The following is a 15101-nucleotide window of genomic DNA, read 5'->3' as shown; positions in this document are numbered from 1 at the left end:
GCAGGCGGCGGGCGCATCGCCCCACAGCAGCGATCGTTTAATGACATCTGACATCGTTCAGACGGCGCAGCAAGCGCTTTCGGATCGAGGGCGCGGGCACCGGCAATCCGATGCCCCTAGAGCGGGCCGGAATGTCTGGACCGCTACTGAAATGCCCACAGATTGGATGTCGGGCTCGCCGTAACTCACTTTCTTTTCCGCCAAGACTGCAGGGAGTGAGGTGCGGACGATGTCACAGGAATCCGATGGATATCCACGGCACGGCGGCCACCACGAAGGTCCCGAGGAGCAGGGCCACTATGTAGGAAACGATCGGTCCCATGCCTTCATCCGGATGGATTCTGCTGATGGCGCAGGCCGCATAGTAGCCGACTCCGAAAGGCGGGGCGAATAGACCAATTCCCATCGCCAGAACGACGACCATCGCGTAGTGGACCTCATGCACGCCAACCTGGCGTGCGATGGGGAAAAGCAGTGGGCCGAAGAGAACGATGGCGGGAATGCCTTCGAGCACGCTTCCCAGGATCACGAAGGCAATAACGGTGACGACGAGAAAGATGGGCATTCCGCCCGGCAACGAGGTCATGAACTTTGCAAGCGATGCCGAGAACCCCGACTGGGTCAGTGCCCAGGCCATTCCAGTCGCCGCACCGATAATGAAGAGGATCGCACCGGACAAAGCGGCGGTCTCGACCAGCATCGGATAGAGGCGGCGCCAGTCAAACTGACGATAGATAAGGAGCCCGGTCAGTGTCGAATAGACGATACCGATCGTCGAGACCTCGGTGGCCGTTGCGACCCCTTGGACGACCGCCGCGCGGATCACGAACGGCAGAGCGATCGCGGGAACCGCGATCAGGAACGCACGACCGATCTCCCGTCTTGTCGCACGACGAACGTGCGAAAGGTCCTCCCGACGGTATCGCCACCACACCACCGCACAGAGGCCAATGGCCAATACGATGCCGGGCAGCAGGCCGCCCGTGAACAAGGCCGCGATCGAAACGCCTGTCACGGATCCGATGGTGATCAACACCAGGGACGGTGGGATGGTTTCGGTCTGCGCGCCCGTGGCCGCAAGGAGCGCCACCAGGTCTCCTGGCTTTGCGCCGCGCCTGGTCATTTCGGGAAAAAGCACGGGGGCCACGGCCGCCATATCGGCCGCTTTCGATCCCGAGATGCCCGAAACGAGATACATCGCTGCGACCAACACATAATGCAGACCGCCGCGGACGTGCCCGAGCAGGCTGGCCAGGAATCCGACCATGGCACGGGCCATCCCGGTCATCTCGATCAAGAGACCTAAGAATACGAACAACGGTACGGCCAGAAGAATGAGATGGCTCATGCCTTCGTCCATGCGGCCGATGACGACCACATCCGGCGTGCTCGTCGTCAGCGTAATATACCCAACGGTCGCAAGACCGAACGAGAAGGCGATAGGCACCGCCGCAAAGACCATCGCACCGACGACGAACACGAAGAAGATCAGAAGGTTCAGATTTCCGAGCGGTTTCAGTACTGGCGCCAACAGCGCGAGGACCGCAACCAGGGCCCCTACGGCCGCGACGGCCCCAAACAGATGTTTGACATTGGCCGTGGCTATCAATCTCAGCGACGCCACGATCAGCATCAGACCGATTCCGACAGGAAGCGCCGCGGCGCGCCAGGAATTGACTATTCCCAGAGCGGGTGTCGTCACAAACACCTCGTCGGCCGCGAATTCGTACGCCGGGTGAATGACCAGCAACAAGAACGCCAAAGATGCGGCTGTCGCGAACACGTCGAGGAACAACCTTGCTTCCGGACGAATCATGCCGATGACTGCCGTCATCCGCATGTGTTCGGCCCGCTGGAAAGCGACGACCGATCCCAACATGGCGAGCCAGAGGAACAGAATGCCGGCGAGTTCATCCGCCCAGACGATCGGTGCGTGGAGCAAGTAGCGGGATACGATGCCGACAAAGAGGACGATTACCTCCGCGACGACCAGTAGCGCGGCAGGAATCGCGACGACTGGCTTGAGTGCCTTGTTCAAGCTCACGATAGCCTTTCGCCATCCAAAAGCTGGTTCGGGGAGGGCGAGAGCCGGCCCTTCGATATGTCCGTGTTCCATGGTGGTCACCCCAGCCTGCCGGCAGCTTTCTCGAGCTGAGCCCAGGCTTCATCGCCGAATTTGGCTTTCCAGTCGGAGTAAAAGCTCGTTTTCGCCAACGCATGGCGGAAGATGGATCGGTCCACGTCGAGGAATTGCATGCCTTTGGCGGTCAGATCGGCTCGCAGTGACTCGCTGAGCTTGGCGATGTCCGCCCGTTCGTCGCTGGCCGAGCGATCGAACTCGCGCGTCACGATTTCCTGAACGTCCTTCGGCAGCTTCTCGAAGGCGCGTTTGTTGCCGAGGATCCAATAATTGTCCCAGACGTGTCCAGTTAGGCTGCAAGTCTTCTGTACCTCGTACAGTCGTGCAGTCGCGATGATCGGAAGGGGATTTTCTTGGCCATCGACGACCTTGGTCTGCAGGGCGGAATAGACCTCGTTGAAATTGATCGGCGCTGGGCCTGCCCCAAGCGCGAGGAACAATGAAGTCAGATTCGGCGCGGCAGGCACCCTGAGCTTGAAGCCCTTGAGGTCTTCCGGTGTCTTGATCTCCTTGCCGGACGAGGTGATATGCCGGAAGCCGTTGTCCCACGGCTTGGATACGGCCATAATCGGCGTCTTGGCAATCTGGGCGCGGATGTAGGCGCCGAGATCGCCGTCCATCGCCTTCCAGACGGCATCGTAGTTTGGGAAGAGAAAGCCGAGATTTACCGTGCCGGCCGCCGGCACGAGCGTTGCGAGGATCAGAGAGGAAAGGTTGAAGAATTCGACGCTACCGTTGCGGACCTGCGTCAGAAGATCGGTGTCCGAACCGAGTTGATTGGCCGGAAATACGTTGATCTCGAGACGTCCGCCGGTCGCTTCTTTGATGCGATCTGCCGCTTCCTTGGCGCGAACGTTGACGGGATGCGTCGGGTCTTGCCCGGTCGCAAGCTTGTAGGTGAACTCTGCCGCCGCGACAGGGCGGGTGAGGACCGCGCACAGAGGAACGGCTACGCCGGCCAGGAGCAACTTGCGGCGAGAGATGGCAATCGGTTTACGTTGGGTCATCGCTTCCTCCTTGTTGATGCAAAGTGATCGGTCGATCGGCACAGGAAACCTGGCCGGCTCTCGGGCGCCGGCGCGGGGCAGCGGTCATCGTTTTCCGCGGCGAATGCCGCGCAAGCGATGTTCTCTCGGTCGAGCTCGACGAATGGCGCTGCGCGACTAGCGCAGCCACCCCTTGATCTGCCGCGCAACTTCAGCAGTCGATATGCCGTAGCGGTCATGCAGCGTCGGAAGGGCCCCCGCGGCGAGGAATTCGTCGGGCAATGCGATCTGACGAAACGCTGGATGGACGCCCGAACGCAGCAACAACGCGGCGACGGCCTCGCCGAGACCGCCGATCACGGAGTGGTTTTCGGCCACGACCACAAGGCGACCTGGCTTGCTCGCCTCGCGCAGGATCGCTTCGTGATCAAGCGGCTTGACCGTCGGGACGTGCAGTACGGCCGCATCCACCTTGTCATCCGCGAGCACCTTGGTGGTTTCCAGAGCCCGCATGGTCATAATCCCCGAGGAGATGATCAGGACGTCCTGGCCGTCGCGGATCAGCGAAGCTTTCCCAAGCTCGAAGCGGTAATTGTATTCGTCCAGGACAAGCGGTACTTGGCCGCGCAGCAGCCGCATGTAGACCGGTCCTTTATGCGCGGCGATAGCGGGAACGATCTGTTCGATTTCGTGCGCGTCGCAAGGATCAATCACCGTCATGTTCGGGATCGCGCGGAACAAAGCCAGGTCCTCGGCGGCCTGGTGGCTGGGGCCGTAACCGGACGTAAGGCCAGGCAGAGCGCAGGCGATTTTGACGTTCCGGTCTTCTTCGGCAATCGTCTGGTGGATGAAGTCGTATGCACGTCGTGACGCGAACACCGCATAGGTGGTCGCGAACGGCATGAAACCTTCCGCCGCCAGGCCCGAGGCTGCGCCGAACAGCAGTTGCTCCGCCATACCCATCTGGTAGTAGCGATCCGGAAACTGTTTCGCGAAGATGTGCAGGTCGGTGTACTTGCCGAGATCGGCCGTCAGCCCGACGACCTCAGGCCGGTTGCGGGCCAGCTCGACGAGCGCGTGACCGAATGGCGCCGGCTTCGTCCTTTGTCCCTCGGACGCGATCGATGCGATCATTGCCGAGGTGGTGAGCCGCGGTTTCCCGGGCGTGGCTGGGGTTGCTGACTTCATGACTTGTCTCCCGCATCGAGTTCCGCCAACGCGAGCTGCCATTCATGCGGCTCGACCCGGATGAAATGATTTTTTTCGCGCTGCTCCAGGAAGGGAACTCCCTTACCCATCAGCGTGTCGGCTACGATCACGCGCGGTTGCGGGCCGCTATGAGCGCGCGCCTCGTCGAAGGCCGCCACGACTGCATCAAGATCGTTTCCATCAACTCGACGAACGAACCAGCCGAATGCCTCGAGCTTGTCGACCAGCGGCTCAAACCCCATCATCTGCTTCGAGGGGCCGTCGGCCTGCTGATTGTTGACGTCGATGATTGCAATCAGATTGTCGAGCTCGTGATGCGCCGCCGACATCATGGCCTCCCAACTCGAGCCCTCGTCGAGCTCACCGTCGGAGAACAGCGTGTATACGCGGCTATCAGAGCCCTTGCGCCTCAGGGCGAGGCCCATGCCGACGGCGATGGCCAGCCCCAAACCGAGAGAACCTCCGGACATTTCCATGCCGGGCGTATAGGCGGCCATGCCTGACATCGGAAGACGGCTTTCGTCAAACCCATAGGTCTGAAGCTCAGCCTCGGGAACGATGCCCGCTTCTATCAGCGCGGCGTAGAGCGCGATCGCATAGTGACCATTCGAGAGAAGGAAACGATCGCGTTCTTCCCATGTCGGGTCCTCCGGACGGACGCGCATCGCGTGAAAATAGGCGACAGCCAAGACGTCCGCGATGTCGAGCGCTTGCGCAATGTATCCCTGACCTTGGACCTCGCCCATCCGCAACGCATTGCGGCGAATGTTGCGGGCGCGCTGCGCCAGGGTTGGTGCGTTGGCGAGCGTTTTCGCGCTATCCATTTTTCTCTCCTTCGCTGAGCTAGTGGATGAGCATCCCGCCGTTGACATCGATCACGGCGCCAGTGACATAGGCGGACAGGTCAGAGGCGAGGAATGTGTAGATTCCGGCGACATCTGTTGCCTCTCCGAGCCGACCGAGCGGGATAGTTTCGAGGATCTTTACGCGCATTTCATCGGTGAGCTTTCCGGACGTGATGTCAGTGCCGATGAGGCCCGGCGTGACGCAGTTGACGCGGATACCGTCAGCGCCGAACTCGCGCGCCATGGCCTTCGCGAGCCCCAGTACGCCGGCCTTCGCCGCTGAGTAGTGCGGGCCGCCGAAGATGCCGCCGCCGCGCTGCGCAGAGACCGAAGACATGCATGCAATCGATCCGGCTTTGCGCTTTTGCATATGCGGGATCACCGCCTGAGACAGCAACATTATGCCCTTGAGGTTGACGTCTAGGATCCGGTCCCAGTCGCCCGACGTGATGTCAAGGAACTTCACCGGCTGGGTAATGCCGGCGTTGTTGATCAAGATATCGATCTGGCCGAACGTGCCGGTGACGATCTCGACCGCCTTCAAACAAGAGGCTTGATCGGCGACGTTGCACGCCACTCCGATATGAGCGTCACCGAGACCCTGCGCGGCAGCCTGCGCGGCGGGCCCATCGATATCGAGGATGGCCACGCGAGCTCCCTCTTCCGCGAACCGCCTTGCTGTCGACAGGCCAATGCCGCGAGGCGAAGCTGCACCGGTGATGATTGCCGTCTTGCCGCGAAGCAGCATTTTCGTCCTCCCTGTTTGACGTACCAGACGCCGCTTCAGCGGCCGGCCTTCTTGACCGCATCTGATACGCGCGAACCATTTTCGGAACAAACGCGCAGTTGTCTTGGGTGCGTGAATCTGGTTCACTCATGGGCATGCTGCTGTCGAGCATCCCAATCTCGGCCATTCGTGCCTTCGAAGCGGCTGCGCGCACAGGATCGTTCAGCGACGCGGCGAACGAACTGCATTTGACCCCCAGCGCGGTCAGCCATGCGATCCGCAAGCTGGAAGGCATATTGAGCACCACTCTATTCGAGCGGAGTGCCCGCTCGGTTCGGCTAACCCCCGCTGGCGAGAATCTGATGCGTCACGCCGGTGCCGCTTTCGACAATCTGCGACGCGGCATCGAGGAGGTCGCGGGTCGCGGTCCACAACTGCTCAGGGTACATTGTGCTCCCAGCTTTGCGGCCCAATGGCTCGCACCGCGGTTGACGAAGTTTCTTGCTGCCGAGCCGCAATTGGAGCTACGCCTCGCGGCCAATACGGAATATGCCCGCTTTACGAATGACGACTTCGATCTCGACATCGTCTACGGCCAGCCGCGCGGCGATGGATTGGAGGTCGTTCCGCTAGGTGAAGAGACGGTCACTCCGCTTTGTGCCCCCCGGCTTGCAAGGAAGATCCGCAAACCGAAAGACCTGCTGAATCACGTGCTGATCCGTTCGGACGTGAAGCGCGTGCAGTGGCATCAATGGTTCGCGGCGAATGGACTGGAAGCGCCCGCCATACATGGCATGCGCTTCGATCGCAGCTTCCTCGCAATTGCAATGGCGTGCGGAGGGGTAGGCGTGACATTGGAATCGACCCTTTTAGCCGAGCGCGAAGTCGCATCTCGCAGACTGGTGGCGCCACTGGTCGGTCGCTCCACCGACATCCGCTATGTTGGCCATCATCTGGTCTTCCCTCGCGCGGGCCGTCAGCGCCGCGCCCTGCGAGCCTTCGTGGAATGGATCAACTCTGAGCTCGCGCGGACCGACAAGAGTTAACGCAAGCTGGGTCAATCTGCGCTGCACGGACGACGTGGTGACCCACAATCGTAATACATCGGCTTTGGCTGAAAGAGCTTCCCGCGAGCCGATCATGCCTCGCGCCTCCGAGAGGCAGAACGACTGGCCTTCATCGACTTGACGAGCGCACGCATGGCGTTGAACGACAGCCACTTGGCTCAGTGTTGGTCAGCTTGCCGAAAGCTAGCTCTGGCACCCTGGCGTCGTGGGGATATCGCTCGGAGCTGATCTGCGACTGAATCAAACGTAAACATCGTCAAACGGAGTTTTGAGATGGTTCGAATTCGAAATGCTCTCGAAACGGCAGCGTTAGCATACGGCAGTACGTCAGGCGCTGCGCAGCAAGTTGAAACCATAAACCAGCACGCCTTTGACCAGCAGCTGGATGAGATACCGCCGGAGCTGGATGAACCAACCGGTGCAGGTCCCGCCCCTTCTAACTCGGACGAGGCGGCGGATGTGGTCAACCAGCAACCCGACATGAAGCTTGTCATTATTTCGAACCGCGGCGCCGAGTTCGAGCCCGATAAACCCCAGGCCGGTGGGCTTGCTGCTGCCCTCGAGCCGGTCGTTGAACGTTCCGGCGCCGCTTGGATATTCTCATCGAAAGAGCGCGGTGACGGGACTGAGCGGCCACTGCCACTCGAGAACATTGGCGCAGGTCAGATCGCCAGACTCGATCTGCCGGCAGCGCATTTTCCCGGCTACTATCGGGATTATTCGAATTCAACGTTGTGGCCGGTATTGCACTCCCTGTCCGACCGGATGTCGCGCGCCGAAGAGGGCTACGACAGCTATTGGCAGACGAACGATTTCATCGCGCGTGCGGCATTCACGCTGCGGGATCGGGATGCATTCTGGGTGCATGATTATCATCTATTTCCGCTCGGGGCCGAGTTGCACAAGCTCGGCATTGAGCGGCCAACCGGCTTTTTCCTGCACGCGCCGTGGCCGGCGCCCGACATGATAAGGCGCGTAGCCAACCATCGCGAGCTGATGAAATCGATGCTTGAATATGATCTGCTGGGCTTTCAGACGAATCGGGACCTGAACAATTTCGCGGCCTGCCTGCGAACCCATTTCGGGCTGGAGAGCAGGGATGGTGTCGTGATTACGGCGCGAGGCCAGACGCGACTTCAAAAGTTTCCGATCGGGATCGATCCGAGGCAGTTCGCAGAATATCTCGCTGCAGACCTCTCTCCCGCAGAGCAAGAGAAAGTCTCTTCATTATTGCAAAACTTCGAGGGATCCAAGTTTGCGATCGGCGTGGACCGGCTCGACTATACGAAGGGTATCGACAAGCGGGTCGAAGGGCTAAATCAGCTTCTAAGGACGGAGCCGCACAGCATCTCGCTGTTGCAGATCGCGCCGCCCTCACGTGACGACGTCCTGGAGTATCAAAACTACAGAGCCGACGTGGTGAGCGCTATCGACCAGGTCAATGCCGAGCATGGCACAAGCGAGTGGAGGCCGATCCACTTCAGGAATGAGCCGTTCAGTCAGGCTGCGCTCGCGCGGCTTTACCGCGCAGCCCATGTTGGCGTCGTGACCCCGTTGCGCGACGGCATGAATCTGGTGGCGAAAGAATATGTTGCCGCACAGGATCCGAAGGATCCCGGCGTGCTGGTCCTATCCAGGTTTGCGGGCGCGGCCGAAGATTTCAACGAGAACGAAGCGCTTCTGGTGGATCCGAGCCACCCTGAAGAGATCGCAGCCGCTATTTCGAAGGCGACCCACATGCCGCTTCAGGAGCGTGTCACCCGCTGGCGCTCGATGATGGACAAGATCGAATCCTATACCATCCACGACTGGTCGGCGGATTATGTTCGAGAGCTGGACAAAAGCCGAGTCACTGTTCCCGCTGATCAGTTCCACCATCTCGGTCTTGGCTGGACCAACGAGGCTCAAATGCCGCTGTACCGGGATCATGCCGAGGCCCTGACCGCCTACAACAAGATCGACCCCGCGGATGCCGCCTTGAAAGAGGCTGCCTATGCAGATGTTAAGTCAAGTTTTGAGGCGCTAGCGGCTCCACTGATGCATACACAGGACAGACTCTGGGTCCTGCCGGCACCGGACAGTTTCGCCTAGTCGTCGTCCCGAACAAGAGTCCGGAGCCGGCGAGGAGTGATCGGGCGGGAAGTATGGTACCGCGGACTATACGCTTCTGTAGCAGGACCACTATGGAACAGTCCACATCCGGGGAGCTGACGCGGTTCTTGCGGACCGAGCGGGCCCAGATGATGACGGGTATGTTAATGAGCTCCGTCAAGCACATCATGCGAGGGGTCCATGACCAGAACTGGAACGATACGGCCAACTTATTGTCGCTGCCCATAAACGACGCTGATGCGCGTGGCCGCAGCACCAGTTGGCGCGATGCTGCCCGTTGTCCTTTCGTGGCGAAAATGGGCGCTTGCCCAGGGGCGCAACAGCCACCATTGCGGAAGGGCTTGCAGCGAGGCTTGCGCTCGCTTCCGGCCAGCCCGAGGGCGATCCCGCCGACACGAAGCCCGCGTCTGCTTGGCAACCGATGTCGTCAACCGAACATGGTCGTGCAGCCCCGAGCTGCTGAAACTTGCGATTCTTTAGCCGGCACGCAGTTTGCAATGAACGGATCCGCAAGATATCGCTGCATTATGTCATGCGTTGCGTGCTTTCCGCCGCGCGTCTGCTTGACGCGCCAGGCGTGCGAGCGTGGCTCGCCGGTTTCATCGGGAGGAAGTCCATGAACACATCGAGCCTCTCCGCCGCGCCGCCTTCCTGGCCGCGCCACATCCACGGCGATTTCACAGGAGCGAACGACTATGACGACGAATGATCCATCGCTTTGGCTCGAGGACATCGAAGGACAAGACGCGTTGGCATGGGCTCGCGCCGAGAACGAGAAGACACTTGGGGTGCTCCAGTCAGATCCGCGGTATCGGCGATTCTACGAACAGGCGCTCTCTATCCTGCAGGCCAAGGATCGGATTGCATACGTTTCGTTGGGACGGCGCGGCTTAGAGAATTTTTGGCAAGACGAGAATCATGTGCGTGGCATATGGCGGCGCACCACTATGGAGAGCTATTGTAGCGAGGATCCACAGTGGGAGACCATCCTGGACGTGGACGCGTTGGCCGTCGCCGAGAACAGGAACTGGGTCTTTCGAGGTGGCAGCTCTCTTCGGCCTGAAGAGCGCCTCTGCCTGATTCATCTTTCCGACGGCGGCAAGGATGCCGCGTCCATACGCGAGTTCGACCGCGAGGCCAACTCCTTCGTTGCGGGCGGCTTTTATCTTCCAGAGGGCAAGCAGAACGTCAGCTGGGTCGATGGTGACACACTCCTTGTTGCACGGGACTGGGGCGAGGGGTCATTGACGCAGGCGGGCTATCCCTTTGTAGTGAAGCAGCTCAAACGCGCTCAGCCGCTCAGTAGGGCTCGCGAGATCTTTCGCGGCGAGCCTACCGACGTTCAGACGGTGCCCCTGGTACTTCGAGACAGCGAAGGTCAAGTCCATGCGACCGGCGCCATCCGTTTCATCAGCTCTGTCGAGCGTGATTATGTGGTCTTCCGCCACGATGGGCCCATCAGGCTCAATCTCCCGAAGAAGGCCGCAATAGTCGGGCTCGCGAGCGGCCGCCTGCTTGTGGAACTTGACGAAGAATGGGAGCCCGGTGACGTCAGGTTTGGGACCGGCTCGCTGATTTCGTATGATCTGGCCGAATGGAAACAGGATCCGCTGCGCGCCAAAGCCTCGCTTGTCTTCCAGCCTGGGCCCCGCCAGGCCCTGAGCGGGGTCAGTCGCACAAAGAATTTGTTGATCCTGACGATCCTTGAAAACGTTCAGAGCAAAGCGTTCGTTTACAAGTACGATCAGGGAGCCTGGTCGGTGACGCCGATCCAGCTGCCGCAACATACAAATGTCAGCGTGTCAGCCACGTCCGACCAAGCGGACCAGGCGATGTTCGCCATCTCGAACTATCTCAGGCCAACGTCAATCTGGTATTTTGATGCCGAAACAGAAAAACTTGAGGAATTGAAGACGACACCTACTGCCTTTGACGCGTCCAATCACGTCGTAGACCAGTTCGAAGCGACTTCGCGTGATGGCACGTCAATTCCCTATTTTCTGGTGCGGCCGAAGGACGCGAGGTTTGACGGCGCCATCCCGACGCTTCTTTATGGCTATGGCGGATTCCAGGCTTCGCTTCTGCCTTCCTATCTCGGACCCGTGGGGCGGCTCTGGCTCGAGCAGGGCAACGCCTATGTCGTTGCGAATCTGCGCGGCGGCGGCGAGTTTGGTCCTCAATGGCATCAGGCAGCCCAGGGGGCAACGAAGCAGACGACATGGGATGATTTCATTGCCGTTGCCGAGGACCTGATCCGCCGCAAGATCACAAGCCCGCGCCGGCTGGGAGTAATCGGCGGCAGCCAGGGCGGCTTGCTCGTTGGCGCCGCAATCACGCAACGTCCGGAGCTCTTCAACGCGGCGATCATCCAGGTGCCGCTGTTCGACATGCTTCGATACACCAGCCTGGGCGCGGGCGCCTCCTGGATTGCCGAGTACGGTGATCCTGCCATCGCCGAGCAGCGCGCGTGGATCGAAGCCTACTCGCCCTATCAGAAGCTAGTATCGGGCAAGACCTACCCCGCTCCTTTCATTCTCACCTCCACCAAGGACGACCGGGTGCATCCGGCGCACGGCCGCAAGGCTGCCGCGAGACTAGCTGCGCTCGGCCAGTCATACTTCTACTACGAGAACATCGATGGGGGACACGGCGCCGCAGCCAATCTCCTCGAATATGCGCGTCGACTTGCGCTTGAATACACTTATGCATCGAAGCGGCTTTGTTCTGAGTGAATTCGGCGAAAGTGACTGATCGAAGATGATGAATCCGGACCATTGCTTGTCTCGACGTTACCACGTTCCGTGGTTGAATTGATCGAGGCGGACGCGAGGCGATAGCAGCGAACCATCCAATCGGCGGGCAAGGTGCTCTGCCGAGTATTGAGAGTGATCGGAGAAAATCCATGAGCGCGAGATGCGCTCGAACGCAACCCCGTCAACCAGCAGCTCGTCTTGCAGCGTGGCTAGCCCGGCGGTATCCCCGTCGACGGGCAAAGTGTTGCATAACATGATTGGCCCAGGACTCGCTGTTCCAGGTCTCAAACTCGATCCATCTTTTCGGGGAGAATGCGCAGCAATGTCATGCCGCCAAGCGAGATTTCTCACGCGACCGTGCATCAAGCACCACCAGACTCGAAGCGTCCGTGTGCCTCGATCGAGACCAGATCGAAGCTGGGGCAGCGAGCTTGGTCGGTGAACTCTCGTTGACAGGCCAGGCGCCGAAGAGGCCTCAGTGGGCAGGCGCGTCCGGTCAGTCAGCCATAGCGGTCGTTGGTGCCTAAGAAAAACCGGGCGCATGAAAGTCCAGTAACAATAACTCATCGCGGTTAGCGACGGCCATGAAGTAAGTCAGATGCGCAAGCTACCTATTCTGAAAAGCCTTCATCTGTTTGAGGCGGTCAGCGAGTTTCCAAGCTTCTCAAGGGCGGCCGAGCAGTTAAACATGACGACCGGCGCGGTAAGCTACCAGATGCGGCTTCTTGAGGATTGGTTCGGCAGGCGGCTATTCGTTCGCCGTAGCTCGGGCGTGCGGCTGACATCCGACGGCGAACAGCTCAAGCGCAGCTGTGCGAGCGCGTTCACTATGCTGGAGAAAGGATGCTACGAGCTGCGAAGGAGCGATGGAGGACGTTCAGTGGTGGTGGGGTGCTCAACCACATTTTTGTCGCACGGCCTGTTGCCCCGGATCGGTCGGTTCCGCCAACTCTATCAGGATATTGATTTTGTCTTTGAGACCGATGCCGATCTGGACGCGCTGGCTGTTGGGGCCTTGGACGTATTATTCGTTTCCGGTTTGTTGAAACGACCGCTTCCCGTCCGTGAAGTGCACGTATCGAACGAGATGATTGGTCCTGTTGGTGCGCCTGCTACGCTCGAGGCGATCAAAAGCCCGGAAGACATTCTATCTGTTCCCCTGCTGCACGAGGCCGCCAGGTTGGACGGCTGGAACGAATGGGCAAGCGCAGCTGAAATATGCTTGCAGGGGTCGCGCCATGTCGTGTTCGATACATTTTCCTTGGCTGTCGAGGCGGCAAAAAGTGGGCTTGGGGCCGCAATATCTTCGCAAATTCTGGTTCGAAGCAGCCTTGAGAAGGGAGAGCTTGTGGCTCCGTTTGGCTTTGCACCGGTCGATCGCTCAATCTACATGTTCGTCAATGGGCACGCGCGAAATATGGCGGCTGTTAAAGAGTTTGAACGGTGGGTCCTGTCAGAAATATTCAGTCAGGATCCGCTATCGTCTTTTTCAAGTTGCAACTGGAGAGATCGAGCGGGCCACTCAATTAAAGCTTCCCGTTAGGTCGATGCTGGCGTCAAAGCGTTGATGACCATCATGGGCAAAGCATCACTCTTCCCGGATAAGGGGCCGGAAACCCGTGGCGTTGAGCTAAGAGATGAAGGATTGCAAATGAATCGTCGACATAGGCGAGACCGTTCGCGTACTTCGCATTCTCAGGTGCGGGGCCACTCTTCTCGAAGATGAGAACGGGCGCGGACTGATGATACTGCCCAAGCCTCTCGATGAGTGCGGTTCGTGGCTTGGCCCAGGCAATCCGACGAACGTCGAGCCTCGCAGCGCGGCTTGGAAATGCGGACAATATCCCGTCCAACAGCAAGCATTGCCAGCAATAGAATTCTCGTCCCGGCAAGGCCGGATCTGAAAAGGGGCGCTCTAAAAGAAATAGCTGATCCCATGGCATCGTGTGCATCCCTGATCTAGCGAGCGACAGGACCTGAAGCGTGAGAATGTTTTGATCTGATTACGGCAAGGCTCGCGACGACGAAAGCAACAAATGCGCTCGCCGCGCATAGCAACACGTTCATGCCGAAGGGGAGCCGATCACTCAAAAGCGACAGAGCAATGCCATTTCCCGCGACGCCGCCATAGGTACAGCATTGAAATAGTCCGGAAAGGCGGCCGGCTCGATCAGGAGGCACTGAAGAGACCATGTGGCTGTGAGCGGCAGCCGCAAATATTTGGCCAAGGCCGAGCATTGCGCTGCTTGATGCGATGACTACGGGCAGGCCAGCATCGAGCGACATGATGGCAAGGCACGCCGCAAGCAGCACTGCGGCCCCGGCGATGGTTGGCAAGGCGCCGAGCAGGTTGAAAATCGGCTTGACGGCGAGCGCTCCCAGCAAAGCCACAACGCCATTTGTCACGATGATCGTCAATAGAACGCTTTTGTCGAGAACCCCGTCAGCCGTTGCGCGTATTGCTGGATAGACATTGATGATGCCGGCGCCGAGGTTGAGCAAAAAGACGGCCAAGAATGCGGGATAAAGAAATGCTAGGTCAAGGACGGTCCCGGAAGGCTGCGCCTCAAGGACTGCTGGTGTCCTTTTGAACTGCTGCTTGATGCCTAGGAGCACGATCAAGGACAGGATGATCGCCAACATGTTGAATGCCAAAACCCCAGGCAAATGCAATCGGTCGGAGAGCATGGCCCCTGCAAACATTCCGAGCAGATAGGTGAGCCAGTCAATATTGGCAATGTTGCGCAACACAGAGATCATGCCGTCTTCCGGTGTGATACGACGGAAGAAGGAAACTTCTGCAGACAAGTAGACAGGCTGGACCAGGCTCAGGACGGCGATTGAGGCATAGCTCAAGACGGTATCGGCGCCGTCGGTGCCGAAGATGGCGAGCAGCGCGCAGAGGCGAATCACATTGACGATCATCATAGCGGAGATCGGATCACGTCTGTCGACCAACGGCGACAAGAAGAGGCTCCCAAGCATGATAGGCGCAAAACTGACAGCGACGCCGAGACCCGCGGCGCTCATGCCGGATTGAAGAAGGCCAATCAAAATGCCGATTCGAAACGCCCAGCCACCGATCTGAATGATCAAATGTGACAGATAAACGAACTGCCGTGTGCTCGAACCAGTCATCTGTGACCTAGCTCATCGAACTCTTGATCGAGTGGATATCGCACGATGCGGAAGCGAAGATGAATGGCCGGCCAACGCAGTTCACCTTGTCTGGTCAGATATGTCGAATTTGCATCGCTTGTCG

Annotated in this window: 11 protein-coding genes; 4 read left to right on the top strand and 7 right to left on the bottom strand. The window is 59.3% G+C overall.

The genetic code is table 11. The features are described 5' to 3' along the window. Positions 1-232: 232 nt before the first annotated feature. The 5 genes from XH92_RS35565 to XH92_RS35545 all read right to left on the bottom strand — a co-directional run bounded on the left by XH92_RS35565 (position 233) and on the right by XH92_RS35545 (position 5928). Positions 233-2116: a TRAP transporter large permease subunit gene (locus XH92_RS35565; protein ID WP_194461577.1), complete on the bottom strand. Its 1884-nt coding sequence runs from the start codon at positions 2114-2116 to the stop codon at positions 233-235. A gap of 5 nt (positions 2117-2121) precedes the next feature. Next, positions 2122-3147 carry a TRAP transporter substrate-binding protein gene (locus XH92_RS35560; RefSeq protein ID WP_194456274.1) on the bottom strand — a complete coding sequence of 342 codons (1026 nt, stop codon included), beginning with the start codon at positions 3145-3147 and terminating at the stop codon, positions 2122-2124. 156 nt (positions 3148-3303) lie between these two features. Then, positions 3304-4314, bottom strand: a complete 1011-nt coding sequence (locus XH92_RS35555) for a transketolase family protein (RefSeq protein WP_194456273.1) — start codon at positions 4312-4314, stop codon at positions 3304-3306. Continuing rightward, a complete protein-coding gene (locus XH92_RS35550; protein ID WP_194456272.1) occupies positions 4311-5159 on the bottom strand; it encodes a transketolase in 849 nt (282 codons plus the stop codon). Before XH92_RS35550 ends, XH92_RS35555 begins: the two co-directional genes overlap by 4 nt. 19 nt (positions 5160-5178) lie before the next feature. Then, complete coding sequence (locus tag XH92_RS35545) at positions 5179-5928, bottom strand: SDR family NAD(P)-dependent oxidoreductase (RefSeq protein WP_194456271.1); 750 nt, start codon at positions 5926-5928, stop codon at positions 5179-5181. A 137-nt stretch (positions 5929-6065) separates the two neighbouring features. Between XH92_RS35545 and XH92_RS35540 the strand changes: the two genes are divergently transcribed. The 4 genes from XH92_RS35540 (at position 6066) to XH92_RS35525 (ending at position 13382) form a co-directional block, all read left to right on the top strand. Beyond that, a complete protein-coding gene (locus XH92_RS35540; RefSeq protein ID WP_194461576.1) occupies positions 6066-6953 on the top strand; it encodes a LysR substrate-binding domain-containing protein in 888 nt (295 codons plus the stop codon). A gap of 294 nt (positions 6954-7247) precedes the next feature. Further along, positions 7248-9065 carry a trehalose-6-phosphate synthase gene (locus XH92_RS35535; protein ID WP_194456270.1) on the top strand — a complete coding sequence of 606 codons (1818 nt, stop codon included), beginning with the start codon at positions 7248-7250 and terminating at the stop codon, positions 9063-9065. Positions 9066-9781: 716 nt separating this feature from the next. Continuing rightward, a complete protein-coding gene (locus XH92_RS35530; protein WP_194456269.1) occupies positions 9782-11818 on the top strand; it encodes a prolyl oligopeptidase family protein in 2037 nt (678 codons plus the stop codon). A 619-nt stretch (positions 11819-12437) separates the two neighbouring features. Next, on the top strand, positions 12438-13382 hold the full coding sequence (locus XH92_RS35525; RefSeq protein WP_194456268.1) for a LysR substrate-binding domain-containing protein: 945 nt from the start codon (positions 12438-12440) through the stop codon (positions 13380-13382). Positions 13383-13413: 31 nt separating this feature from the next. Here XH92_RS35525 and XH92_RS35520 read toward each other — a convergent pair whose 3' ends face one another. After that, the gene (locus XH92_RS35520) at positions 13414-13782 is read right to left on the bottom strand and encodes a DUF3088 domain-containing protein (RefSeq protein WP_194456267.1); all 369 of its coding nucleotides are present in this window, start codon (positions 13780-13782) and stop codon (positions 13414-13416) included. Between the two features lie 16 nt (positions 13783-13798). Continuing rightward, complete coding sequence (locus XH92_RS35515) at positions 13799-14977, bottom strand: MFS transporter (protein WP_194456266.1); 1179 nt, start codon at positions 14975-14977, stop codon at positions 13799-13801. Positions 14978-15101 lie beyond the last annotated feature (124 nt).

Origin of the sequence: Bradyrhizobium sp. CCBAU 53421 (assembly GCF_015291625.1) — a bacterium.
In the GTDB taxonomy this organism is placed as follows: Bacteria; Pseudomonadota; Alphaproteobacteria; order Rhizobiales; family Xanthobacteraceae; genus Bradyrhizobium.
This window is presented reverse-complemented; position numbering and strand designations above follow the sequence as displayed.